At 62.6% G+C, this 23,753-nt stretch carries 22 protein-coding genes; 7 read left to right on the top strand and 15 right to left on the bottom strand.

The features are described from left to right. Window positions 1-51: 51 nt before the first annotated feature. Complete coding sequence (gene rsrA / locus FEZ60_RS10325) at window positions 52-333, bottom strand: mycothiol system anti-sigma-R factor (protein WP_092801145.1); 282 nt, start codon at window positions 331-333, stop codon at window positions 52-54. Further along, window positions 330-1,055, bottom strand: a complete 726-nt coding sequence (locus tag FEZ60_RS10320) for a sigma-70 family RNA polymerase sigma factor (protein ID WP_202025927.1) — start codon at window positions 1,053-1,055, stop codon at window positions 330-332. The genes rsrA and FEZ60_RS10320 overlap by 4 nt, the downstream gene beginning before the upstream one ends. A 217-nt stretch (window positions 1,056-1,272) precedes the next feature. Here FEZ60_RS10320 and ybaK point away from each other — a divergent pair, with 217 nt between their 5' ends. The 4 genes from ybaK (at window position 1,273) to FEZ60_RS10300 (ending at window position 4,749) form a co-directional block, all read left to right on the top strand. After that, window positions 1,273-1,767, top strand: coding sequence for a Cys-tRNA(Pro) deacylase (ybaK, locus tag FEZ60_RS10315; RefSeq protein WP_172936063.1), 495 nt, complete (start codon window positions 1,273-1,275; stop codon window positions 1,765-1,767). Window positions 1,768-2,123: 356 nt separating this feature from the next. After that, window positions 2,124-3,395 carry a hypothetical protein gene (locus FEZ60_RS10310; RefSeq protein ID WP_172936062.1) on the top strand — a complete coding sequence of 424 codons (1,272 nt, stop codon included), beginning with the start codon at window positions 2,124-2,126 and terminating at the stop codon, window positions 3,393-3,395. A 25-nt stretch (window positions 3,396-3,420) separates the two neighbouring features. Then, window positions 3,421-3,984, top strand: coding sequence for a class F sortase (locus FEZ60_RS10305; protein WP_172936061.1), 564 nt, complete (start codon window positions 3,421-3,423; stop codon window positions 3,982-3,984). Between the two features lie 45 nt (window positions 3,985-4,029). Then, on the top strand, window positions 4,030-4,749 hold the full coding sequence (locus FEZ60_RS10300) for an SIMPL domain-containing protein (protein ID WP_141484514.1): 720 nt from the start codon (window positions 4,030-4,032) through the stop codon (window positions 4,747-4,749). 28 nt (window positions 4,750-4,777) lie between these two features. On the opposite strand, the gene FEZ60_RS10295 is transcribed toward FEZ60_RS10300, so the two are convergent. Next, window positions 4,778-5,530: an SOS response-associated peptidase gene (locus FEZ60_RS10295; protein WP_095886568.1), complete on the bottom strand. Its 753-nt coding sequence runs from the start codon at window positions 5,528-5,530 to the stop codon at window positions 4,778-4,780. 49 nt (window positions 5,531-5,579) lie between these two features. On the opposite strand from FEZ60_RS10295, the gene aroA reads away from it, so the two are divergent. Next, a complete protein-coding gene (aroA, locus tag FEZ60_RS10290; RefSeq protein ID WP_172936060.1) occupies window positions 5,580-6,887 on the top strand; it encodes a 3-phosphoshikimate 1-carboxyvinyltransferase in 1,308 nt (435 codons plus the stop codon). Further along, complete coding sequence (gene rsgA, locus FEZ60_RS10285; protein ID WP_045070554.1) at window positions 6,842-7,873, top strand: ribosome small subunit-dependent GTPase A; 1,032 nt, start codon at window positions 6,842-6,844, stop codon at window positions 7,871-7,873. Before aroA ends, rsgA begins: the two co-directional genes overlap by 46 nt. Window positions 7,874-7,928: 55 nt before the next feature. Here rsgA and FEZ60_RS10280 read toward each other — a convergent pair whose 3' ends face one another. From FEZ60_RS10280 to FEZ60_RS10255, 6 genes are all read right to left on the bottom strand, one after another. Continuing rightward, the gene (locus tag FEZ60_RS10280; protein WP_033231184.1) at window positions 7,929-9,170 is read right to left on the bottom strand and encodes a fatty acid desaturase; all 1,242 of its coding nucleotides are present in this window, start codon (window positions 9,168-9,170) and stop codon (window positions 7,929-7,931) included. A gap of 115 nt (window positions 9,171-9,285) precedes the next feature. Next, window positions 9,286-10,548 (bottom strand): acyl-CoA desaturase, encoded by a 1,263-nt coding sequence (locus FEZ60_RS10275; RefSeq protein WP_033231185.1) that lies wholly within the window; start codon window positions 10,546-10,548, stop codon window positions 9,286-9,288. 24 nt (window positions 10,549-10,572) lie between these two features. Next, on the bottom strand, window positions 10,573-11,691 hold the full coding sequence (locus tag FEZ60_RS10270) for a ferredoxin reductase (protein ID WP_033231186.1): 1,119 nt from the start codon (window positions 11,689-11,691) through the stop codon (window positions 10,573-10,575). A 117-nt stretch (window positions 11,692-11,808) separates the two neighbouring features. Continuing rightward, complete coding sequence (locus FEZ60_RS10265) at window positions 11,809-12,303, bottom strand: hypothetical protein (protein WP_033231187.1); 495 nt, start codon at window positions 12,301-12,303, stop codon at window positions 11,809-11,811. 41 nt (window positions 12,304-12,344) lie between these two features. Further along, window positions 12,345-13,754 (bottom strand): wax ester/triacylglycerol synthase family O-acyltransferase, encoded by a 1,410-nt coding sequence (locus FEZ60_RS10260; RefSeq protein ID WP_172936059.1) that lies wholly within the window; start codon window positions 13,752-13,754, stop codon window positions 12,345-12,347. Then, window positions 13,748-14,194: an HAD-IA family hydrolase gene (locus FEZ60_RS10255; protein WP_045070558.1), complete on the bottom strand. Its 447-nt coding sequence runs from the start codon at window positions 14,192-14,194 to the stop codon at window positions 13,748-13,750. Before FEZ60_RS10255 ends, FEZ60_RS10260 begins: the two co-directional genes overlap by 7 nt. A gap of 111 nt (window positions 14,195-14,305) precedes the next feature. Between FEZ60_RS10255 and FEZ60_RS10250 the strand changes: the two genes are divergently transcribed. Next, window positions 14,306-14,845 carry an Rv3235 family protein gene (locus tag FEZ60_RS10250; RefSeq protein ID WP_095886570.1) on the top strand — a complete coding sequence of 180 codons (540 nt, stop codon included), beginning with the start codon at window positions 14,306-14,308 and terminating at the stop codon, window positions 14,843-14,845. A 41-nt stretch (window positions 14,846-14,886) separates the two neighbouring features. On the opposite strand, the gene secA is transcribed toward FEZ60_RS10250, so the two are convergent. The 6 genes from secA to mtrA form a co-directional block, all read right to left on the bottom strand. Beyond that, complete coding sequence (gene secA / locus FEZ60_RS10245) at window positions 14,887-17,724, bottom strand: preprotein translocase subunit SecA (protein WP_033231191.1); 2,838 nt, start codon at window positions 17,722-17,724, stop codon at window positions 14,887-14,889. Between the two features lie 132 nt (window positions 17,725-17,856). Continuing rightward, window positions 17,857-18,537 carry a ribosome-associated translation inhibitor RaiA gene (raiA, locus tag FEZ60_RS10240; RefSeq protein ID WP_033231192.1) on the bottom strand — a complete coding sequence of 227 codons (681 nt, stop codon included), beginning with the start codon at window positions 18,535-18,537 and terminating at the stop codon, window positions 17,857-17,859. A gap of 174 nt (window positions 18,538-18,711) precedes the next feature. Next, entirely contained in the window at window positions 18,712-19,413 is a 702-nt protein-coding gene (locus FEZ60_RS10235) for a ComF family protein (protein WP_172936058.1), read from the bottom strand. A gap of 55 nt (window positions 19,414-19,468) precedes the next feature. Then, window positions 19,469-21,241 (bottom strand): MtrAB system accessory lipoprotein LpqB, encoded by a 1,773-nt coding sequence (gene lpqB, locus FEZ60_RS10230; protein ID WP_172936212.1) that lies wholly within the window; start codon window positions 21,239-21,241, stop codon window positions 19,469-19,471. After that, window positions 21,241-22,980: an MtrAB system histidine kinase MtrB gene (mtrB, locus tag FEZ60_RS10225; RefSeq protein ID WP_346343342.1), complete on the bottom strand. Its 1,740-nt coding sequence runs from the start codon at window positions 22,978-22,980 to the stop codon at window positions 21,241-21,243. The genes lpqB and mtrB overlap by 1 nt, the downstream gene beginning before the upstream one ends. Further along, complete coding sequence (gene mtrA, locus FEZ60_RS10220; RefSeq protein WP_033231194.1) at window positions 22,977-23,654, bottom strand: MtrAB system response regulator MtrA; 678 nt, start codon at window positions 23,652-23,654, stop codon at window positions 22,977-22,979. Before mtrA ends, mtrB begins: the two co-directional genes overlap by 4 nt. Window positions 23,655-23,753 lie beyond the last annotated feature (99 nt).

The following is a 23,753-nucleotide window of genomic DNA, read 5'->3' as shown; positions in this document are numbered from 1 at the left end:
TTGCTTCCCCGCCCCTTGTTGTTGTTGACGTCTCAGACGCCCCCAGCCGGACTATTTGTCGGTTTCGGTAGTCGTCACGATGATCGTGCGTCGCAACTCGATGGTGAGCCTCTGACGGAGGCTCTCGGGCGCATGCTCGCCACCGCACTTGCGGCTGATCAAACTCTTGACCTTCTCCTCGATTCCGTACGCTGCGAGGCAGGAACCACAATCGTCGATGTGTCGCTGCAGACGCGCACGACTGGCATCGTCGCATTCACCGTCGAGCATCAACCACACGTCGGCAATGACCGCTGAGCAGTCGAGCCTTTCGAATTCGTCCTGCGTGCTCATCGGGTAACACCTTCCGCTTCGGCAGCTACGTCCTTCTCGCCCCGGTTGAACCCGCGGTCCTTCGCGACGTCGCCCAACAATCCGCGCAATTGCTTACGTCCGCGATGCAGCCGTGACATCACCGTTCCGATGGGCGTGCCCATGATCTCCGCGATTTCCTTGTACGGGAAACCCTCGACGTCCGCGTAGTACACCGCCATGCGGAACTCTTCCGGCAGCTCCTGCAGAGCGGCCTTGATGTCGTCGTCGGGAAGCGCGTCGAGCGCCTCGACCTCAGCGGAACGCAGCCCGGTCGACGTGTGCTCCGCCGTAGCAGCCAACTGCCAGTCGGTGATCTCGTCGGTCGGATACTGCGCCGGCTGACGCTGCTTCTTCCGATACGAGTTGATGTACGTGTTGGTGAGAATCCGGTACAGCCACGCCTTGAGATTGGTTCCGTCACGGAACGATCGGAAAGCCGTGTACGCCTTGATGTACGTCTCTTGAACGAGATCCTCGGCATCCGAGGGATTACGCGTCATACGCAGCGCGGCACCGTAGAGCTGGTCGAGCAAAGGCAGCGCGTCCCGCTCGAAACGGGCAATCAACTCATCCGCAGTTTCGGGCGTTTCGGACGCAACGGCATCGGCAGGTTCGGTGACCTCCGACTGTTCGTCCTTGGGCCGGTCGTGTTCCAGCACTCTGATCCCTTCACTAGCCGTGGGGATCAAGGTTACCGCCATCGTCAGTTCCGACCTATGGGCCGGTCGTGGCTCGCACACAGCCAGCACGGTCGCTCCTTCACTTTTTCCGGATGGATCAACCAGTACCAACACCACTACCCCGGACAACATTCCCCCTCGCTTCGCTCGACCTCGGACAACATTCCCCCTCGCTTCGCTCGACCTCGGACAACATTCCCCCCGCTTCGCTCGGCCCCCTCTGGAATAGAGTGTCGCAATGGCCGGAACTGCGACCCCTGCGACCAAACTCCTCGAGAAGTCGAAGACCGCCCATCAGGTTCACAGCTACGACCACGACCCGCGCGCGGAATCCTTCGGCGACGAGGCGGTCACCGCCCTCACCGGGGCTGTCGGTGTCACGGCAGGTCAGATATTCAAGACTCTGGTCGTCAAACTCGACACCGGGAAACTGGCCGTTGCCGTACTCCCCGTCCCGAAGAAACTCTCGCTGAAAGCCGCTGCCGCCGCGCTCGGCGCAAGCAAAGCCGTCATGGCCGACCGTGCCGACGCAGAGCGCTCGAGCGGCTACGTCTTCGGTGGCATCTCCCCGCTGGGGCAGCGCAAGAAACTGCCAACGGTGATCGATGCGTCAGCACTCGAGTGGGATCGCGTCCTGTGCAGCGCGGGCCGGCGCGGACTCGAAATCGAACTGGCACCTGGCGACCTTGTCGATCTGTGCGGCGCGACGACAGCGTCGATTACTGCCGGCTGACAATTACTCGAACAGAGCCGTGGGCCTAAAGTCCCGAACCCGCCTACACCTAAGGTCCCGTCGATAGCCAGTCGGCGGGACGTTTCCCGGAGAGATTCACCCCCGAAATCACCCTTTGCAACGCATCCGAAATATGTTCCGACGCAATGGATTAGCGCATTTCTGTGAAATGGCGCACGATCAGCAAATCGGACTTGACGGACATAGCGACCATCGAGTTACCTAGTAATTGAAGGATTGATCAACTACCCACCGCCATCGGCACACTCTTCGATTCGACCTGCCCGGCCTTGCTGTGCCGTGCGTCCATCCGAGCCTGTGCGCCGCCGCTTTCGGGACCGAAAGGCCATACTGTCGTGAACAATCAGCGCGGACGTACCAAGATCTACGCAGCAGCAGTAGCCGTCGCCAGTTTCACCGCATTCGCGGCTGCGGCTCCGGCAGCGGCAACAGATGGCGACAACGGCGAGGCGACAACGGCGCAGACAACCGCCGAGTCACCCTCCACCACCGAGTCGGCAACGCCTTCCGAGTCCACGCCAGCAACAACTCCAGCAACGTCGTCGGCAACTTCGGAGACCACAACGGCAGCGACCACAACCCCCTCGGCAAGCACAACAACGCCGTCGGTTGCCGCACAGTCGACCCCGACATGGACCACACCGACAGACGGCATCGCCGCAGGTGGGCGCGAATATTCCGTCTCTCCCGGAACCGTGACGGTCTACTACCCCGACGGCCAGAGCGCTGCGATGGGCCAGCACATCAACCTGAAGATCACGAACCCCGACACCGGCGAGACCATGCAACTGGGGACACACATCGACGGCAACGGGCAGTGGACCGAAAAGTTCATCGGCCAATCCCCCTGGGTGCTCGATATTTCCTCACACCCGAACTTCCCGGGGTGGGAAAACTTCGATATCACCTGGGTGCAGGTCGACGGCCAGAACTACCACTACGGCGAGCACGGTGAACCGCCGATGCCCTCCGATCCCAAGACACCCGAAACAACAACCAGCACAACAACACCCGTGACCACCACAACGGTGACGACAACCCCCGTCACAACAACACCCGTCACGACCACCACCGAAGTAACGACCACAGAACCGACCACCACCACGGTCACCACAGAACCGACCACCACAGAACCGACCACCACCACGGTCACCACAGAACCGACCACCACAGAACCGACCACCACCGAAGTAACGACGACGGAACCGACCACCACGACGTCTGCGCGAGTCACCACGTCCTCCGCAGTGTCGACACCGTCGGCAACGTCGATTCCCACAACCACCACTCGGGTGATCGTTCTTCCCCCGATTCTCGTGGGAATCCCGAAGATCGACGGTGGGACCCCGGCGCCCACGACGGGACCGTCGAAGGAACCGGTGTACGTGGTCACTACCCCCGAGGGGTACAAGGTCCACGGTTACGACGATCCGCAGGGCACATTTGTACCTCTGGCCTACGACGACGCTCTGGTGTTCCAGACCGGGGCAGGTGAGTCCACCGGACCGTCCGGTCTGCTGATCGCCGGAATCGGCGGCGCGGCATTGCTGGTCTCCGCCGCGGGTGCATTTGTTTTGCGCCGTAAGAATGCGCCGAACCAGCACTGATCGGTGTCGTGTCCTGATCCTGGCAATGCTCTTTCTGCTACTGCCAGGGTGCGCGGTCTCCGGACAAGCTCGCCTCGAGGCCGCGCACACATCGGTCGACACGATTCCTGCCGATTCTCTGCAATCGCAGTCGGTCCCGATGGCCCAGCCGACACGGTTGTCGATCGCCGATCTGGGGATCGACACGAAAGTGCTCCCGATGCCTGCAGGCGCCTGCCCCGTGCTCGATCCACCGACCCTGGCGGACGCGTATTGGGTCGGCTGTCGCAGCGAGCCTGGAACAGACAGTGACGGAACGGTTTTCGTGATCGGCCACGCCGGCGCCGGGACTGCGGCAGTGTTCGACACCCTGCCGGACATCGTGGCCGGCAGCCAGGTGCTGATCGAAACGGATTCCGGCACACTCGAGTACACGGTGCGTTCGACTGCGCTGTACGAGAAGTTCGGCGAAGCGCAGGAGTCGCCGGAACTACGCCTTCGACAGCCTGGACGGCTCGTCCTCGTGACGTGCTACCTGGAGAACGGAACAACGCTGTCGTCGAAGAACTTTGTTGCCTACGCCGAGATCACCGGCGCCCTGGCTCGATGAGGGATTCGACCACGCGGCGTAGTGGGAGTCGCTAGCCTCTGGGCCATGAACCTCACGTCTGTCCGACCACACCTGACAACGCTTGCAGTGGCCGCTGCGCTCGCGATCTCGCTCACCGCCTGCGCAAGTAGCGACAACACAACCAAAGAGGTCACCGTCGTCGGAACAGGTGAGGTTCGCGGGGCCCCTGACATTCTCAGTGCGGGCATCGGCGTCGAGGTTGTTGCGCCGGATGTGTCGGGAGCGGTATCCCAAGCGAACGAGAAGGCCCGGGCGATGATCGACGCGATGGTCGCCGCGGGTGCAGCTGCCGAAGACATTCAGACCAGTGATCTGTCCGTCCAGCCGCAGTACGACGGATCCGGTGGGCCTTTCGGCGGCGCAACAGTGACGGGTTACCGCGCGACCAACTCGGTGCGGATCGTCGTCCGGGATCTGAGTAAAGCGTCGGCCGTGCTCGACGCGGGGATCGCCGCCGGCGGTGATGCGGCACGCCTGAATACCGTCGCCTTCGACATCGACGACGATTCGGCGCTACTCGCCGACGCTCGGACTCGGGCCTTCGAGGACGCACAGAACCGCGCGGAGCAATACGCCGATCTTTCCGGAACCTCGCTGTCGAACGTCATCACGATCACCGAAGCACCAGGCACCACCGGCGACCAGACGATGAGGGCACCCGGTGGCGCGATGCTCGACATGGCCATTGCACCGGGAACCCAGCAGGTGTCCTTCGAGGTCACCGTGACGTGGGCCTTGGAATGACGTGGCTTTGGAATGACGTGGCGCTCGACTAGAGCAGACTGATCTGCTCCCCTGCGCGGTCGACGTCCGGCTCGATCAATTCGCGCCCGTTGTTCTTGACGCTGTTGACGAGGGGCCTCACTCGGTCGATCTCGATCCCCGAGAACAGTTCGGGCGCCGGTTCGAGCAGTGACGGGTTCGCGCCGTGATCGGGGTCGAGCCAGGCGTCCCAACGATCACGGGGCAGGGCGAGTGGCATCCGGTCGTGTACCTGTTCGAGGTGGCCGAGCGAGTCCACGGTGACGATCGAACAGCTCAGAACAGGATCGGCGTTCTCGATCCGTGGATCACGCCACGCCGACCACACTCCGGCCATGAACAGCCTCGATCCGTCGCCGCGGTGCATGTAGTACGGGATCTTCGACGCTTTCTTGCCGCCCTGCGGTTCGGTCTGCCACTCGTACCAACCATCCATCGGGACGAGACAGCGCTTGTATTTGAATGACGTTCGGAATGCCGGTTTCTCCGCCAGGGAATCGGCGCGCGCGTTGAACAGAACCGGGCCCTTGCCCAATTCTTTCGTCCACGAGGGCACCAACCCCCATCGCATCTGCCGAATCCGCTTGGCCGGATCGCTGTCGGGGTTCTCGCGATCGTGGCGCTCGACAACCGTCAGCACCGGCGTCGTCGGTGCCACGTTGAAATCCTCGGCGACGGCCGACGAGTGATCGGTCTCGTCGATCGCATCGAGTTCGACTGCCAGGCTCGCCGGGTCCGCTGTGGTCGCATACCTTCCGCACATGACACCCAGGGTGGCACGGTTTCGACCAATCTCCCACTGATGAGAGAAGATGGACCTCGTGAGTCTGAGTCTGTGGAGCGCCCCTGTAGCCCAAACGCCGGTCGACGCAGTGGTGACACTGCCCGGATCGAAGTCCATCACCAACCGAGCCCTGATCCTGGCAGCGTTGGCGGACGGTCCGTCCACCCTCACCGGCGCCCTCCGCAGCCGTGACGCAGACCTCATGATCGCGGCATTGCGTGACCTCGGGATCGGTATCGAGGAAGCGGGCGATCCCAGCACGCTCGCCGTCACACCCGGACCGCTGCGCGGCGCCGACGTCGACTGCGGGCTCGCCGGTACCGTCATGCGATTCCTCCCGCCCTTGGCTGCAACGGCTGACGGCGTCGTCCGTTTCGACGGCGACGAGCAGGCCCGGACGCGGCCACTCGGCACTATCCTCGAGGCTCTGCGAGGTCTGGGCGCGCAGATCGACGGCGACGCTCTTCCGTTCACCGTGACCGGAACCGGGTCGCTGCGCGGCGGAACCGTCACCATCGACGCATCCGGTTCGTCACAGTTCGTCTCAGGCCTGCTGCTCTCGGCCGCATCGTTCGAGCAGGGCGTCACCGTGCACCACACCGGCAAGCCGGTTCCGTCGATGCCACACATCGACATGACCGTCGAGATGCTGCGCGAAGCCGGAGTGTCCGTCACGACTCCGGCCACGGGCGGCGACGCCGACACCTGGCGGGTCGAACCCGGACCGGTGCGCGCTATCGACTGGGTCATCGAACCCGATCTGTCGAATGCCACACCATTCCTGGCAGCAGCGGCTGTTACCGGCGGTACCGTCAGCGTGCCGTTGTGGCCGTCGTCGACAACGCAGCCCGGCGACGCGATCCGCGATATTCTCGCCTCGATGGGAGCCGAGGTCACCCTCGCCGATGGCATCCTTACTGTGCGAGGTCCCGAAACGTTGCGCGGCATCGACATCGACCTGCACGACGTCGGTGAACTCACCCCGACGGTTGCGGCGCTCGCCGCGCTGGCAGAGGGAACGTCTCATCTGCGCGGCATCGCACACCTGCGGGGCCACGAGACGGATCGACTGGCGGCACTGGCGGACGAGATCAACAAGCTGGGCGGGTCCGTCACCGAAACCGATGACGGCCTGACCATTGTCCCCGCGAAACTGCATGGTGGGCAATGGCTCTCGTACGCAGACCATCGCATGGCCACGGCCGGCGCGATCATCGGCCTGGTCGTCGACGGCGTGGAGGTCGACGACGTCGCAACCACGGCCAAGACGCTGCCGGGCTTCGAGAACATGTGGACAGACATGCTGGCACCCTCCGCGCGAAAGGCAAGCTTCTGAGCCCGCGGCAGTACGACGAGTCCGACGTCCGGGTCCGCCCCGGTCGCGGATCACGCCCCCGCACCAAGACCCGCCCTGAGCATCTCTCTGCCGAGTCGGGGATGGTGGTCTCGAAGGATCGTGGCCGGTGGGGTTGCGTCCTCGGCGGCGATCCCGACCGGCTGATCGTGACGATGCGCGCCCGTGAACTGGGCCGCACGCCCATCGTCGTCGGTGATCAGGTGGACATCGTCGGCGATCTGTCGGGCAAGACCGACACCCTCGCTCGCATCGTCCGGGTCTCCGAGCGTTCGACCGTGCTACGACGCACCGCTGACGATACGGATCCGTTCGAGCGCATCGTGGTCGCCAACGCGCAGCAGTTACTGATCGTGGTTGCCTTGGCTGATCCGCCGCCGCGCACCGGATTTGTCGAGCGCGCCCTGGTCGCGGCATATGTGGGCGGTCTCACGCCGATCGTGTGCCTCACCAAGAGCGACCTCGAACCGCCGGAGGAGTTCGCCAGCACCTTCGCCGACCTCGACATCCAAGTGGTCGTGGCCGGTCGTGACGATCCGCTGGACGAACTCACCGCCATCCTGCACGACAAGTTGACGGCCCTGATCGGGCACTCGGGCGTCGGTAAGTCGACGTTGGTGAATCGCCTTGTCCCCGACGCCAATCGAGCCGTCGGCATCGTCTCGGGCGTCGGCAAGGGACGGCACACGTCGACGCAGTCTGTGGCCCTCCCCCTCGCCGAGGGTGGTTGGGTGATCGATACGCCGGGCATCCGATCGTTCGGCTTGGCCCACATTTCACCGGAGAATGTTGTCGCCGCTTTCTCCGACCTCGCGGCACAGATCGAGGATTGCCCTCGTGGATGCACGCACCTCGGCCCGCCCGCGGACCCGGAGTGCAAGCTGGATCTTCTCGAAGGAAAATCGGCCCGTCGTGTGATTGCCGTGCGGCAACTCCTCGAGGCCATCAAATCCAACGACCAGTACTGACAAACGAGAAAAGCCCAGACACCGATTTCGGTGTCTGGGCTTCTTCGGTAGTTGATCAGCGCAAGCCGAGCAGGCTCCGCAGCTTTCCGCTCTTACGCTTTTGCGCTATGGCGCTCTTGAGTCCACGGCGACGGCCGGTGACCGGATCGACGCTCGAGGCGGCGTTGCCGTCGAACATCAACTCGGATGCCGTTTCCGGCGCATTGTCGACGGTGTCCTTGAGGTACTTGTTTGGCAGCGACAACTTGGCGATGGTGCGCCACGACTTGGCGTACTGCACCAGGAAAGGCCCTGTCGTGTAAGGCAAGTCGTACTTGTCGGTGAGCTCACGAACCTTGACCGCGATGGCCGGGTACCGGTTGCTCGGCAGGTCGGGGAACAGGTGATGCTCGATCTGGTAGCTGAGGTTGCCGGACATGAAGTCCATCAGCTTGCTGCCCTCGATGTTGGCGCTACCGAGCATCTGACGCAGGTACCACTGCGCCTGCGATTCGCCGTCGATGTCTGCCTTGGTGAACTTCTCGGCGCCGTCCGGGAAATGCCCGCAGAAGATGATGGCGTTGGTCCACAGATTGCGGATGATGTTGGCGGTGAAATTCGCACTGAGAGTGCTCTTCCATGCCGGTCCCGTGAGTGCCGGGTAGACGACGTAGTCCTTGACCAGTTGCTTGCCGACCTTCTCGCCGACCTCACGCAATTTACGACGCGTGTCGTCCATGTCTGCGCGGCCCTTGGCCACCTTGCCGAGCTCGAGATGCTGCGCGGCGATGCCCCACTCGAAGAAGAGCGCAAGCAGGGTGTTGTACACGAGGTTGCCGGCATTGAACGGCTTCCATCGCTGGTCACGGGTGACGCGCAGCAGTCCGTATCCGACGTCGTCATCCATGCCGAGGACGTTGGTGTACTTGTGGTGCAGGAAGTTGTGGGTCTGCTTCCAGTGCGCCGACGGGCCGGTGACGTCCCACTCCCACGAGCTCGAGTGGATTTCCGGATCGTTCATCCAGTCCCACTGCCCGTGCATGACGTTGTGGCCGAGTTCCATGTTCTCGATGATCTTCGCGACACCGAGGACGCCGGTGCCGAGCAGCCACGCCGGGCGCTTGCGGCTGGCGAACAGGATAGCGCGACCACTGACCTCGAGGGTCCGCTGAAGACGAATGACATTGCGGACGTAGCGTGCGTCTTTCTCGCCACGTGAATCTTCTATGTCGCGACGGATCGCATCCAGTTCACGACCGAGCGCCTCGACGTCGGCTTCGGTGAGATGCGCATATTCCTTGACGTCTGCAATCGCCATGCGGTCCTCCTACGGTGAGTTCTTGTCGAAAAGTTCATGCCGAACGGATTCAACACGACCTACTCTAGCGTAAGTTACGGCACCGTAGGTTAGCTTTTGCTCGATGTAATCTATATCACTTCTTGCGCTTCGGCAGGCGAGAACGCGCCTGCGACTTCAAAGCCGTCAACAGACCCAAGCGCTTGCCGGTCACCGAATCGGTACGCAGATCGTCGACCATCGCCATCGCAGCACCCTTGAGTCCCGGCTCCCGGAACCGCAGCTCCGAGGAAGTCTCCGGCGCATTGTCCGAGGTCGCGATCAACCACTTGTCCGGCAGAGCCAGCTTGTGAATGGTGCGAAGCGCAAGCAGATACTGCTTGAACAACGAACCTGTCGTGTACGGAAGATCGAACTTCTCGCACAGCGCACGCATCTTCACAGCAATCTCCGGATAGCGATTACTCGGCAGATCCGGGAAGACGTGATGTTCGATCTGGTAACTCAGGTTGCCGCTCATGAACCCCATGAGCTTTCCGGAATTGAAGTTGGCGCTGCCGAGCATCTGACGCAGGTACCACTCGTGACGTGTTTCCTGCTCGAACTCTGCGACGGTGAACTTTTCCGCACCATCGGGAAAATGGCCGCAGAAGATGACCACGTACGCCCAGAGGTTACGAACGAGATTTGCCGTCGCATTAGCCGTCAGCGTCGATTTCCACGCGGGCCCGGTCAGCAAGGGGAACACCACAAAATCCTTGCCGACCTGCCGGACGATCTTGCGTGCAAAATCCTTGTTGGCCTGGGAATTCAGCTGCCCCTTCGCGGCACCTTCCAACTCGGAAGCCGCGGTCAGGTCATGGAGAGCGATGCCCCACTCGAACGTCGCCGCAAGAATGACATTGGCAATCGGCTGCAGAAGGTTGATCGGCTTCCACGCCTCGTCCCGCGTCATCCGCAGGATCCCGAAGCCAAGATCCTCGTCCATCCCGACAACATTGGTGTACGTGTGATGCTGGTAGTTGTGGGCACGTTTCCAGTGCTCGGACGGGCCCGTCTGATCCCATTCCCACGAGCAGGAATGAATCTCCGGATCGTTCATCCAGTCCCACTGCCCGTGCATCACGTTATGCCCGAGTTCCATGTTCTCGATGATCTTCGAGATGCTCAGCAGCGCCGTGCCCGCCAACCAGGCGGGACGGTACTTGCTACCGAACAGGGCGATACGACCGCCGAGTTCCAAGGCGCGCTGAACGCGAATGACCCGACGGATATAGCGAGCATCCCGGATTCCACGAGAGTCTTCGACATCGAGTCGAATCTGGTCCAGTTCACGCCCGAGCGCTTCGACATCAGCTGCGGTGAGGTGCGAAAACTCTTTGATGTCGGTGATTGCCACCGTTGTCCTCCGTGTGCCTAGAAGCTATGCGTCCAGCGTACAGTCGCCCGCCGCGGCGGAAATGCATGTCTGGATGCGTTCACCCTCGACATGCTGCTTTCCCGAGCGTAGGTCGATTGCATGACCGGAAACGAGAGGTACAACACAAGTCTGGCAAATGCCCATTCGGCAACCGAAAGGCATCAGAGCGCCGGACTGCTCCCCGGCTTCGAGAAGTGTTGTCGCACCGTCCACCGTGACGGTCTTTCCCGATTTCTCGAACGTGACGGTGCCGCCGTCTGCAGACGCATCGATCCTCGACACCGCAAACCGCTCCATGTGCAGGCGGTCTTCGATCCCCTCGGCCTTCCACACGTCGTCGATCTCGTCGAGCAACGGCAGTGGTCCACAGGCCCAGGTGTGACGCTCACGCCAATCCGGGCACACCTGATCGAGTGAACTGAGCTTGAACTTTCCGTCGCGGCGCGTCAGCTGAATGTGGCTGACAAAATCCTCGTGCTCGGCATGTAGTGCCGTCAGTTCGTCCGCGAACATGACATCGGATTCCGTGGGAGCGGAGTGCACGTGCATGACGTCGGGCAACTGCCCTCGACGATTCATCGTGCGCAGCATGCCCATGACAGGCGTGATTCCGCTGCCGGCGGTGATGAACAGGACCTTCTCCGGCGGCGGGTCCGGCAACGCGAAGTTACCGGCCGGCGTGGCCAGACGGACGATCGTGCCGGACGGAACAGCTCCGCTGACCAGGTGGCTCGAAAGGAAACCCTCGGGCATCGCCTTCACCGCGATGGAGATCTTCTTGTTCTCCCAGTTGGGCGGCGACGTCAACGAGTACGACCGCCAATGCCATCGCCCGTCGATGTGCAAGCCGATACCGATGTACTGCCCCGGCTGGTAATTGAAGTCGAAACCCCAACCCGGCTTGATCACGATCGTCGCGGAATCCTGAGTTTCCGGTCGAACCTCGACGATCCGGCCACGCAGTTCGCGCGCCGACCACAACGGATTTGCCAGATGAAGGTAGTCGTCAGGCAAGAGAGGTGTGGTCAATCGCGCTGCGGCACCGCGCAGCAAATTGAGCTTCGACCGCGCTGCCGGAACTACCGACGCTGCCGGTGCCTCGATCCAGTCCTTCAGACCCATCAGACCTCCACCTCTCACCTGCAATGCTCACCCGCAATACCTATGCCTACGCTATCGTAGGTTATCAGGTTACGGTACCGTAGGTTACTTCATAGTAAGGACAGCGGGTGTCCGATTTCAGAGCAGGTCGAGCAGGAACGGCAACTCTTGCGCCGCGTACCACGCCAACTCGTGATCCTCCGCGTCACCGAGGGTGAACTCGGCATCCGTGTCGCCGAGATCGGCAGCATCGACAATCGCCGCCGCCCGCTCGATATCGGGTTCGGCTTGCGCAAGATCAACATGAACGGACGCGACCTGCGCCATCGTGACCGGGCCGGCCAAGCGGACCACCGCGTCATCGAGATCCGGACGCAACTTCGCGTCGTCGACATCCGCGGCAACCACCGCACGCCGGAACGTCACCGGTCCGTCAGCGCCGGCAATCAAGCGCAACGACGCCCGCGCCGCCTCACTCATCGCGACTTCCGCCAACTCGTCGTCGTCCCCGGCCGCATAGGCCTCACGCAGTGCCGGAGTGACGGCAAACGCAGTCCGACTCATCGCGTCGAACTCCTGATCGGCAACCAAACGCTGCAGAATTTCCACAGTTGCCGGTACGTACACCCTCATGAGACCACCTTCGTTGGACTGTCACGACGCGCGAGAAACACCTACCGACTGGCGTCGGTCAACTCCTCGAGAGACTCGAAGAGCAACGAACGCACCACGTCGACGTCCGACATCGCGTCACGGTCGGCATTCAAACCGTAGTAGACATTCCCGTCATACGACGTCAAGGCAATACTGAGTGTCTGATTCTTCAGCAATGGCGAGACCGGATACATCTCCTCCATCCGCGCGCCACCGATGTACAGCGGAAACTGCGGACCCGGCGCGTTGGTGATCATGAGGTTGAACATGCGCTGCGAGAGACTGCTCGCCGCGCGCGCACTCATCGCATGGAGTGTGGCGGGCGCGAACCCGGACATCTTCACCATGGTCTGAGCGGTCACCCGACGGCCCTGACGCGCGAAAGCTTCCGTTGCATGCGCGACGTGCGACAACCGGACGACAGCATTGGGCTCCCCCACCGGCAGGTCGATCAGGAACGACGACACATGGCCGGGCGCCTGCGGGTCTTCGACGTCCGGGTTGTCCGGCCCGTCGATGTACACGGACATCGGCACCAGCGCGCGGACAACGCTCGACTCGGTAACCGGCTCCCCCCGCGACAACAGCCAGTTCCGCAATGCCCCGGCGACCACCGTGAGGATCACGTCGTTGATCTCGCACCCGTACTTCGCCCGAATCCGTCGGTAGTCGTCCAGCGGAGTCTTGGCGACGGACAATCGTCGACTCCGCGTGATCGGCGCGTTGAGCGGATTGCTCGGGGCGACCTGCGCGGCCGTACGCACCACTGCGGCAATCTTGCCGACAGCACTGACCGCCTCCGTCATCGACGTCGTCACGTCGCCCAGCGCCGCCCTCGCGCGAGCCACCCCTTCACCCGGACTCGTCACCAGATCAGCGAGCGCACCGATGAGCAGATTCAGATCACTGGGTGGTGGGGCAGGCATCCACAACTCTTCTGCGCCAGGCTGACGCTTCTCCTGCGGATCGAACAAGACCTGACTGATCTCGAGCGCGGTTTCACCGTCGACCAAAGCGGAATGCGATTTTGTGAAGATGGCAAACCTGTCGTCCGCCAGCCCCTCGACGAGGTACATCTCCCACAGCGGCCGGGTGTTGTCCAGCGGCCGGGAAATGAGGCGCGCGATCAGATCGTTCAACTGTTCGGCCGATCCCGGTTTCGGAAGGGCCGACCTACGCACGTGGTACGTGATGTCGAAATCTCGATCGTCGACCCACACCGGACGTGCCAGACCCAGAACAACTTCCCGGACCTTCTGCCGGTACCGCGGCACCAGACTGAGTCGCTCTTCGACAAGCCGCAGCAATTCGTTGTGATCGATCCCGGTACCCGGCTGCCGGAAGATCCCCAACGAACCGACGTGCATCGGAGTGCTACCGGCTTCGAGGAAGTAGAAGGCTGCGTCCTGAGTCGTCAATCTGTTCACCATGATTGATCACCCGCCGACATGTCTCCAAGACTCGGCGCACCGTCCACATCGAGCAGGATCGACAACTCCTCGATCGTGTCGGCCGCGTCGTAGTGATGGACACCCACCATTCCGACGTCGACGGCGCCTCGAACATTCACCTCGAGGTCGTCGACAAACACGCAGTCCGCCGGACGCAGACCCAACCGTGTTGCGGCCAGAAGGTAGATATCGGCATCCGGCTTTGCCATGCCGACGTCACCGGAGAGCACGACGTCGTCCACCAACACCCCGTCGCCGAGGTCACGGAGCCACTGGGCGTCCGCTCCGCCCGGGTCGTTGCTCACGATTCCCGTCGCGATGCCCGCGCTACGAGCCCGCCGAACCACCGCGCTGAGACCGTCCAGGTCGGACCCCGGACCGAACAGCACGCCACCCACATCCAACAGAAGTCCCCGCACCAGAATTACATTAGGGTGCGGCCGTGATCTCTGCGACATCTGTAGGGGTTCGTGTCATACTTCTCACCATCGTTCGGGGGAGCGATGCAAAAAATATCCGGGGGATACATCATGACCATCGACCAACTCCACACGCCACAACGCTTTCTCCAACCCGCGCCGCAGTGCGAACCGCCTGCCGATTCCCTGATGATCAGGCGACCGTCTGCCCGAACCGAACGAGTGCTGGGCACCGCACGCAGAACACCACACAGTGGAACATCCGGGCACAGTGGAACATCAGGGCACAGTGGAACATCGGGGCAATCCAGCCTCACTGCCGAGCCCGTCGCACCCGGTGCCGATGTCTTCTGGAACACGTCTCTGCGCCTTGTCCTCGAAGTCCTCGACCAACGACGAAGTCCCGCACACCTCAAATCAGTACTGTCTCCAACGGTGATGGAACTTGTTCAGCGCCTTTCCATTTCGCATGATCCGACGCGCGGACTCGGCGCCGCTCGAACCCACCGCACACACGTGAACACCGCCTCGCCCCACGCGGCCGAAGTGTGCGCGACCTTTCGACGCGGCCCACGAACCTTTGCGATTGCCGCCAGGATCGAGAACACCGACAACAAAGGCTGGATGGTCACCGCACTACACGTGGTGTGAGCATCCAGCCTTTGTCGGGTGGAAAAGTCAGCGCCTGAGAATCAGCGCTTGCGCTTGGACTTGGGTGCGCGGTTGCCCTTTGCCTGCGTGCGAGCGGCTTCACGACGCTCACGACGCGACGCGGTGTCCCCCGCGTCGACAGCCGGATCGCGTGTGGCCTTTGCCTTCCCGTCCTCGTCCGGGCCGGTGTACGTCAGCCTCGACGGGCCGTCGTCGTCAAGTCCCTTGGCGCGCAAGGCCGATGGAGCTGCCGTACCCGTGGAACCTGCCGCCGCTTGCTGCGTCGGCAGCGGCTTCGGTGCGGTCGCGGACGCCGCGGCAGCGGAACCGGCCGTGACCGAGATACCCGAAGAAGGTTGCGCAGGAGTGGCTTCGACCTGAAGGTTGAAGAGGAATCCGACGGACTCCTCCTTCAAGCCGTCGAGCATGCCGATGAACATGTCGTAGCCCTCGCGCTGGTACTCGACCAACGGGTCACGCTGCGCCATCGCGCGCAGGCCGATACCTTCCTTGAGGTAGTCCATCTCGTAGAGGTGTTCACGCCACTTGCGGTCGAGCACGGACAGGAATACCCGGCGCTCGAGTTCGCGCATTCCGTTCTCGCCGGCAATCGCGTCGATTTCGGCTTCACGCTTCTTGTACGCGGCATGTGCGTCGTCGAGCAGTGCGGTGCGCAGCTCGTCACGGGTGAGGTCGCTGGTGATCCCACCGTCCTCGCCCACGAGAGCCTTGTAGTCGATACCCACCGGGTAGAGGGTCTTGAGTGCCGTCCACAGCTGCTCGAGATCCCAGTCCTCGACATATCCTTCAGCAGTCGCGCCGTCGACGTACGCGGTGACCACGTCGGTGATCATCTGCTCGACCTGGCCCTCCATATCCTCACCTTCGAGGATCTGGCGGCGTTCCTTGTAGATCACGGTGCGCTGCTGATTCATGACCTCGTCGTACTTGAGGACGTTCTTGCGAATCTCGAAGTTCTGCTGCTCGACCTGAGTCTGCGCGCTCTTGATGGCCTTGGAGACCATCTTGGCTTCGATCGGAACGTCGTCCGGAAGATTGAGGCGCGTCATGATCGACTCGAGTGCGGAACCGTTGAATCGGCGCATGAGCTCGTCACCGAGCGAGAGGTAGAACCTGGATTCTCCCGGGTCGCCCTGGCGTCCGGAACGGCCGCGAAGCTGGTTGTCGATACGACGCGATTCATGGCGTTCGGTGCCAAGCACGTACAGGCCACCGGCATCGCGAACCTTCTCGGCGTCGGCCTTGACGTCTTCCTTGACGCGGTTCAGGACGTCGTCCCACGCGGCTTCGTACTCTTCCGGCGTGGTGACCGGGTCGAGGCCGTTCTTGCGCAGTGCGATGTCGGCGATGATGTCCGGGTTACCGCCCAGCACCACGTCGGTACCACGACCAGCCATGTTGGTGGCAACAGTCACCGCACCGGAACGACCGGCCTCGGCGATGATCGTCGCTTCCTTTTCGTGGAACTTGGCGTTGAGGACGTTGTGCGCCACTCCGCGCTTGGTGAACTGCTTGGACAGGTACTCCGAGCGTTCGACGCTGGTGGTACCGATCAGAACCGGCTGACCGTTCTCGTGACGCTCGACGACGTCGTCGACCACTGCGTCGAACTTGGCTTCCTCGGTCTTGTAGATGAGGTCGCCGTTGTCGACACGGATCATAGGGCGGTTGGTCGGGATCGGAATGACACCGAGGGTGTACGTCTGGTGCAGCTCCGCGGCCTCGGTCTCGGCGGTACCCGTCATGCCGGACAATTTTTCGTACAGACGGAAGTAGTTCTGCAGGGTGATCGTGGCGAGGGTCTGGTTCTCAGCCTTGATCTCGACCTTTTCCTTGGCCTCGATTGCCTGGTGCATGCCCTCGTTGTATCGACGGCCGACCAGCACGCGGCCGGTGAACTCGTCGACGATGATGACTTCACCGTCGCGGACGATGTAGTCCTTGTCCTTGGTGTAGAGCTCTTTGGCCTTGATGGCGTTGTTCAAGTAGCTCACCAGCGGCGAGTTCGCTGCCTCGTACAGGTTGTCGATGCCGAGCTGATCCTCGACGAGTTCGACGCCGGCCTCGTGGACACCGATGGTGCGCTTGCGGATGTCCACCTCGTAGTGGACGTCCTTCTTCAGGAGCGGCGCGATACGTGCGAACTCGCTGTACCACTTGCTGGAGCCGTCGGCCGGACCCGAGATGATCAGCGGCGTGCGGGCCTCGTCGATCAGAATGGAGTCGACCTCGTCCACGATGGCAAACGCATGTCCACGCTGGACCAGATCGTCCAGCGAGTGCGTCATGTTGTCACGCAGGTAGTCGAACCCGAACTCGTTGTTGGTGCCGTACGTGATGTCGGCTGCATACGCGACTCGACGCTCGGCCGGCGTCATACCCGAGAGGATCACGCTGGTTTCGAGTCCGAGCGAGCGGTGAACGCGGCCCATCCACTCGGAGTCGCGCTTGGCGAGGTAGTCGTTGACCGTGACGACGTGAACACCGTCACCCGCGATGGCATTGAGATAGGCCGGCAACACACAGGTCAGGGTCTTGCCCTCACCGGTCTTCATCTCCGCGACATTGCCGAAGTGGAGTGCCGCGCCACCCATGATCTGCACGTGGAAGTGCTTCTGGTCGATGACTCGCCACGACGCTTCACGCGCGACGGAAAAGGCCTCGGGCAGCAACTCGTCCAGCGTCTCACCAGCGGCGTAACGCTCGCGGAACTCGTCGGTCTTGGCCTTGAGTTGATCGTCTGTCAGGCCTTCTACCTCGGGCGACAGTGATTCGACATGCTCAGCAATGTGCTTGAGGCGCTTGACCATGCGACCTTCACCAACACGGAGCAGCTTCGATAGCGACAGCGACGGCACAGTCTTGTTCGTCCTCAATCTTCGGCAACAAATGGGTGACACAGTAAAAATCCGGCCGGGGTCCGAAAACTCCGGCCGGATTCCATGGTAGGCGCTAACTCGAGGTTGCGAGGCAACCCACCTACAGATCGGTCACGTCAGGCGGATCAGGCCGTAGTCGAATGCGTGCCGACGGTAGACGACGGACGGCTTGTCGGACTCCTTGTCATGGAAGAGGAAGAAGTCGTGACCGACCAGTTCCATCTCGTAGAGAGCGTCGTCGATGTTCATCGGCTCGGCTGGGTGATCCTTGGTGCGGACCACGCGGCCCGGGCCGTCGTATTCGTCCGGTTCTTGACCGTTCAGCGAAATATCGGGCGTGGCACCGAGTGAGTCTGCGTCGACTAGCGAGGCGGTTGCCTCGGCGACGGACAGCGGTCGCTTGTCACCGTAATGGACCTTCTTGCGGTCCTTGGTTCGACGGAGGCGGCTCTCGAGTTTGTCGATCACCGATTCGAATGCGGCATAGAAGCTGTCTGCGGCGGCTTCTGCTCGCGCTACCGGTCCTTTGCCGCGGGCCGTGATCTCGACTCGCTGGCAGTTCTTGGACTGACGTCGATTACGTTCGTGCTGAAGTTCCACGTCGAAGTGGAATATGGAGGGGTCGAAGTGTTCCAGTCGCGCCAGCTTGTCCGAAACATAAACTCGGAAGTGATCGGGTATCTCGACATTGCGTCCCTTGACGACGATGTCGGACTTCGGAACGGTGGTTTGCGTGGAACGCTCGGTCGTGGCGTCCTCGATGAAAAACGAGGCTTGCGAAGGGGTCGTCACTCGTACCTCCCAATTACGGCCCCGCTCAGTGTTTGAGCGGCGGCAAGTTCTTCAAGTACCGAGAGGGGATCCGCCCGGCATCAGGATTGAAGTACCACCTCCCACCTGTTTTCGGGTGTGCCGCCGACGCTAGTACGTAATCCGCGCGAGTGCCACTGTTAGCCCGAAATTCATTTACACACCGGCAACAACGAGCACGAGAGTTGTCCGGATTCCGATCCTCGCGAGCACCCGAATCGATTCTGCCGCAGTCGCTCCCGTCGTCAGCACGTCATCGAGGAGCACTACGTCGACGTCTCGATCCACCAATCCGGCCCCCGCGCGTGTCACGACGATTTTCTCGGCAACGTTGGTGGCCCGAGCAGCGGCAGACAACCCGACGGAATCGCGGACGCCACGCGTCATGGCCAATGCCGAATGAACTTCGGCACGGCGCGGCGGCAAGACCTCACAGGCCGCATGAGCAATGCGGCGGACCGGATCCCCGCCGCGCGAACGAGCGGCGCGCGAACGGGACGGGGCCGGGATCAGGACCAAAGTCCGACGCGTCGGATGGTGGAGCTCACCCCACCGCGCCAGATGCGTCAACGCTTCGGCCACAGCGACTCCCAAAGGCGCCGCGAGGTCGCGTCGGCCGCGCTCCTTGATCTCGATCACACTGCGCCGTCTCGCGCCACTGTATGGACCGAGCGCCCACGCCGGCGCGCCGGGATCGACTCGAGGTGTGAGCCGGATCGGATGATCGCGAAGCATGGCGACGCAGTCGTCGCACCATTGCACACCGATCCGTCCGCATCCCCCACACTCACGCGGCAACACCAGATCGAGCGCTGCTCCGCCGATACTGCTCCATGTCCGAAAACCGCCGACCCCCATGCCTGTCAGTGTGCATCCGCCCACCGACAGCAACCCCAGTGCACCACCGGGAAACTCAGCCGGGCAGTACCGGAATCGCCCTCTGCCCCGTCAATCCAGGCACCTCACGCCACAACCTGTCGCCCGCGGGATCGTTGTTGTTCAACTGGAAAACTGCTCGGGCATCGGCAACGTACTCGGTGGTGGGCGACGCGTCGACGGACACCACCGGCGCCGTGAGATTGCCCCGGGGCAACGAGTCCATTCGAGAACCGTCGATCGCGACCTGCACCACGGGTACATCGGAGTTGTTGCGTGCGATCACAATGGTGTCGCTGTTGCTCCAGTCGAGTGAGAGCGCTGTGCTGCCCAATCCCGGAGCCACGGCCCGCGGACTGGTCAACGCGAAAACGCCGCTGGGCAGGCGGACCACGGTCGCCAGGTACACCTTGCCGTCGATGATCATCGCCGCTCGAACTCCGTCGCGGGACAGGCGCAGCTCGGTAATGTTCGATCCCAGTGGGATCAAAGCGCCCACGTCCACGTTCATGACCGACGTCCGACCGGTGGTGGGCTCGCGAACCACGCGCACCACGGTGTTGCCGTTCACCGCCGCCCAGATCGTATTGTTGTCGATTTCCCATGTCGGCCTGGTGATCACCGGGGCGTCGAGGACCGGGGCTGCACCTTCGGTGTATGGACCGAGTGTCAGCGAAAATCGTTTTGCAGGATCAGGATTCGCGGTATCCGCCACTGCGGCGACGGTCTTGCCGTCGCGAGAGAGCGCAACAGACGCAAGATTGCCTGCAGTTCCGGCAAATCCGGGCACGGGTGTGACCGCTTGTTCACCGACACTGACCAGTGAACCGTCGCGTAGGGCGTGCAACCCGACCGTCGCACCGGTCGTCGCCAGCGGATTCGTGGAGGCGACGTCGGCCGTTGTCCAGCCTTCCGGATGCGCTGCGTCCAAGGGCGCCCCGTCCACCAGCAAAACGTAGGGTCCGGCGATGTCGGCGCCGGCCAATGTCCAGATGATCTGGGCGGCAAACAAAGCGCGAGTTTCGGGGTCCATCGACTGACCGATCCGGAAATCGATGCGGATGCCCCCGAGACCGACTCCCACCTGACCGGATCGACCGTCGGCCTTCGTGATGGGCCCGATCACCGAGACGCCTGCGCCCAGTTCGTTGCGGACCGCCGACGCGAGCGCCTGCTTGGGCCCCTCGATCAGCAGGCCGACCAACTGCGATGTCATCTGGTCCTGGGAACCCGATATCCACCGCAGATCCGGAACCATGGTCTGTCCGCTGGGATCCGGAAAGTACAACGACTTCCGTTGGTACGCACCGAGGAACGCCGCGCGCTCCATGATCACACCCGAAGGAAGATCGCTGATCCGCCACTCGCCGTCGACCAGAGTCAGCGTCATCTTGGCTTCGTAACTGCCGTCCTCGGGAACGTAGATTCCCCCGGCTTCGAGACGCCCGACCTTGTTGACTCGAATCGTGTAGATCGCTTCCTGATCGGTCCGTGACTCCGAGAGCGTGTCGACCTTGTCGACGATGATGGCGCTTGCTGCGTCGTCCCATTTTGCGGACATCTCGGGAGTCAGGTACTGCCGTGCCGCGAGGTGCCGGTTCGCGGGTTCGGTGCTCGCTTTCACGAAGTCCCGCACCAACAAATCGGGCTCACGCCCCGAGGCCGGCGGAGCAACGGGAGTCCCCGGCGCCACAGTGGCAAGCGTCCCGATCGCCTGCGGCGACGACGAGGCAGGCAAGCTCGCGCACGCACCGGTCAACAGCAGCGCGCTCAGGCTCAGCGCCAAGAGACCACGGCGGTATCGCTGCATCACGAACGCTCACCCCCTTGCGAGCCGGTTCGTGATTCGGTCTCGTGCGGCGTCGGAATCGACGACGTGACCTCACCGACCTCTTCGGCGACGATGTCCGCGTTGGAGGGTGTGCGCACGAACTTGGCCGTCGTCGGCTTCAGCGGTAGCGGGCTGGACACCAGCTTCTTGCCGCGCACTCGCGGCAACGTCAGACGGAAGCACGCGCCGACACCGGGCTCACCCCAGGCTTCGAGTTTGCCGTCGTGCAGATTGGCGTCCTCGACGCTGATCGCCAAGCCGAGACCTGTGCCGCCGCTACGACGGACCCTCGACGGATCGGATCGCCAGAAGCGGTTGAACACAAGTTTCTCCTCGCCAGGACGCAGTCCGACACCACTGTCGCGAACGATGAAGGCCAGAGCGTCGTCGTCGGCTCGCAGGCGCAGCAGGATGGGTTTACCTTCCCCGTGATCGATGGCGTTGGCCAGTAGGTTCCGCAGGACCCGCTCGACCCGCCGCGGATCGACGTCGGCGATCACCGGGTCGTCTGGCATGTCGACTATCAATTCGGTGCCGGATTCACGGGCGAGGTGGCGGACGGTGGACACCGCGGCCCGCGCACACATCCGGACGTCGAGTTGCTCGGACGCAAGTTCCGCAACGCCGGCGTCGTGCCGGGAAATCTCGAGCAGATCGGCCAGCAGACCTTCGAACCGGTCGAGTTCGGCAACAAGCAGTTCCGACGAGCGGCGGAGTATCGGATCGAGGCTCTCGCTGCCGTCGTGGATGAGGTCCGCGGCCATCCGCACTGTGGTGAGCGGGGTGCGCAGTTCGTGGCTGACATCCGATGTGAAGCGTTTCTGCAGATTGCCGAACTCCTCGAGCTGGGTGATCTGCTTCGACAGGCTCTCCGCCATTTCGTTGAAAGACATTGCGAGACGAGCCATGTCGTCCTCACCGCGAACCGGCATACGTTCCTTGAGTCGGCCGTCGGCGAAGCGCACCGCGATCCTCGACGCCGATCGGATCGGCAGCACTACCTGCCGCGCGACGAGCAGAGAAATCGCTGCCAACAGGACCAGTAGGACAGCGCCACCGATCAACAGGGTGCTGCGGACCAGCGACAGGCTGCGATCCTCACTGGCAAGTGGGAACACGAGATACAACTCGAGGCCGGAGATCGACGACGCCGTGGGACTGCCGATGATCAAGGCCGGGCCGGAATACCCTTCGGGATCCGAGACCGTTGCGAACTGGTAGGCGATCTGTCCGTTGTGAACGAACTCACGCAAGTTGTCGGGGATCTGATCAGCCGGCCCGGCAAACACCGGATCTCGGGGCCCGTCCTGCTCGACGATCAGCGCGGGATCGAAGGTGCCCGCAGAACCCGATGCTTGACCGCCCGACTGATTGCGGCTCGTCAAACTTGACGCCGCACTCTCGAGTTGGTCTTTGAGGGCTGCACTGCCGTCGACGCCGGCCAACTGATCTTCGACGACGCCTCGGGCGCGATCCATCTCCTCCGTGGCGGCGGTGATCTTCGCTTCGAGCAGCCGGTCGGTGATCTGGCTCGTGAGCACAACACCGAGGATCACGATCACAATCAGCGACAACGACAACGTGGAGACGACTACCCGCAATTGCAGCGATCGTCGCCACGTGTGGGCGAGGGTGTTACTCAGTGAGTGGCACCACCGGAGAAAAGGCGTCAGCCACCGATTGAGGCGGCGACGCCAACGGGAAACGCCACCGGTCACGGCGGTCCGGCCTTGTAGCCGACACCCCTCACCGTCAAAACCACTTCGGGATTCTCGGGATCGGTTTCGACCTTGGCGCGCAGACGCTGGACGTGGACGTTGACCAGGCGGGTGTCAGCGGCGTGACGGTAACCCCACACCTGTTCGAGGAGCACCTCACGGGTAAACACCTGTCGGGGTTTGCGCGCAAGAGCGACGAGGAGATCGAATTCGAGGGGTGTGAGCGAAATCTGCTCGCCGCCGCGGCTGACCTTGTGCGCCGGCACGTCGATCACGATGTCGGCAATACTCAGCAGCTCCGCCGGTTCTTCCTCGGTCCGGCGCAGGCGAGCGCGAACCCGAGCGACGAGTTCCTTGGGCTTGAACGGCTTCATGATGTAGTCGTCCGCGCCGGACTCGAGGCCGAGGACAACGTCCACGGTGTCGGTCTTCGCGGTCAACATCACGATGGGAACGCCGGAATCCGCACGCAGGACCCGACATACGTCGATGCCGTTCATGCCGGGCAGCATCAGATCGAGCAAGACAAGGTCGGGCCGAGTCTCGCGCACCGCAGCAAGTGCAAGAGTTCCGTCGCCTACCACGTAGGGATCAAAACCCTCACCCCGCAGCACGATCGTGAGCATCTCGGCGAGTGCCGTGTCGTCGTCGACAACCAGAATCCTTGGTTTCATATCCCTATCGTTGCATCTTCGAGTCGTAATTAAGACCGTTACGTGACTGTGCGGCGTGCCGCGTGTTCCCTCTACTGTGCCGGAAACTTCCGAATCGGG

The sequence above is a fragment of the Rhodococcus sp. MS16 genome (assembly GCF_013277795.1).
Lineage (GTDB): Bacteria > Actinomycetota > Actinomycetes > Mycobacteriales > Mycobacteriaceae > Rhodococcus_F > Rhodococcus_F globerula.
This window is presented reverse-complemented; position numbering and strand designations above follow the sequence as displayed.

Bases quoted from the DNA above. Each gene is read 5' to 3' on its own strand.
- ybaK (WP_172936063.1), top strand. From the start codon at position 1,273: ATGGCCGGAACTGCGACCCCTGCGACCAAACTCCTCGAGAAGTCGAAG.
- FEZ60_RS10300 (WP_141484514.1), top strand. From the start codon at position 4,030: ATGAACCTCACGTCTGTCCGACCACACCTGACAACGCTTGCAGTGGCC.
- FEZ60_RS10265 (WP_033231187.1), bottom strand. From the start codon at position 12,303: ATGAGGGTGTACGTACCGGCAACTGTGGAAATTCTGCAGCGTTTGGTT.
- FEZ60_RS10235 (WP_172936058.1), bottom strand. From the start codon at position 19,413: ATGGGGGTCGGCGGTTTTCGGACATGGAGCAGTATCGGCGGAGCAGCG.
- mtrA (WP_033231194.1), bottom strand. From the start codon at position 23,654: ATGAAACCAAGGATTCTGGTTGTCGACGACGACACGGCACTCGCCGAG.
- lpqB (WP_172936212.1), bottom strand. From the start codon at position 21,241: ATGCAGCGATACCGCCGTGGTCTCTTGGCGCTGAGCCTGAGCGCGCTG.
- FEZ60_RS10280 (WP_033231184.1), bottom strand. From the start codon at position 9,170: ATGGCGATTGCAGACGTCAAGGAATATGCGCATCTCACCGAAGCCGAC.
- rsrA (WP_092801145.1), bottom strand. From the start codon at position 333: ATGAGCACGCAGGACGAATTCGAAAGGCTCGACTGCTCAGCGGTCATT.
- FEZ60_RS10320 (WP_202025927.1), bottom strand. From the start codon at position 1,055: ATGGCGGTAACCTTGATCCCCACGGCTAGTGAAGGGATCAGAGTGCTG.
- FEZ60_RS10250 (WP_095886570.1), top strand. From the start codon at position 14,306: ATGACCATCGACCAACTCCACACGCCACAACGCTTTCTCCAACCCGCG.
- FEZ60_RS10270 (WP_033231186.1), bottom strand. From the start codon at position 11,691: ATGGGTCTGAAGGACTGGATCGAGGCACCGGCAGCGTCGGTAGTTCCG.
- aroA (WP_172936060.1), top strand. From the start codon at position 5,580: ATGGACCTCGTGAGTCTGAGTCTGTGGAGCGCCCCTGTAGCCCAAACG.
- FEZ60_RS10295 (WP_095886568.1), bottom strand. From the start codon at position 5,530: ATGTGCGGAAGGTATGCGACCACAGCGGACCCGGCGAGCCTGGCAGTC.
- FEZ60_RS10305 (WP_172936061.1), top strand. From the start codon at position 3,421: ATGCTCTTTCTGCTACTGCCAGGGTGCGCGGTCTCCGGACAAGCTCGC.
- FEZ60_RS10260 (WP_172936059.1), bottom strand. From the start codon at position 13,754: ATGGTGAACAGATTGACGACTCAGGACGCAGCCTTCTACTTCCTCGAA.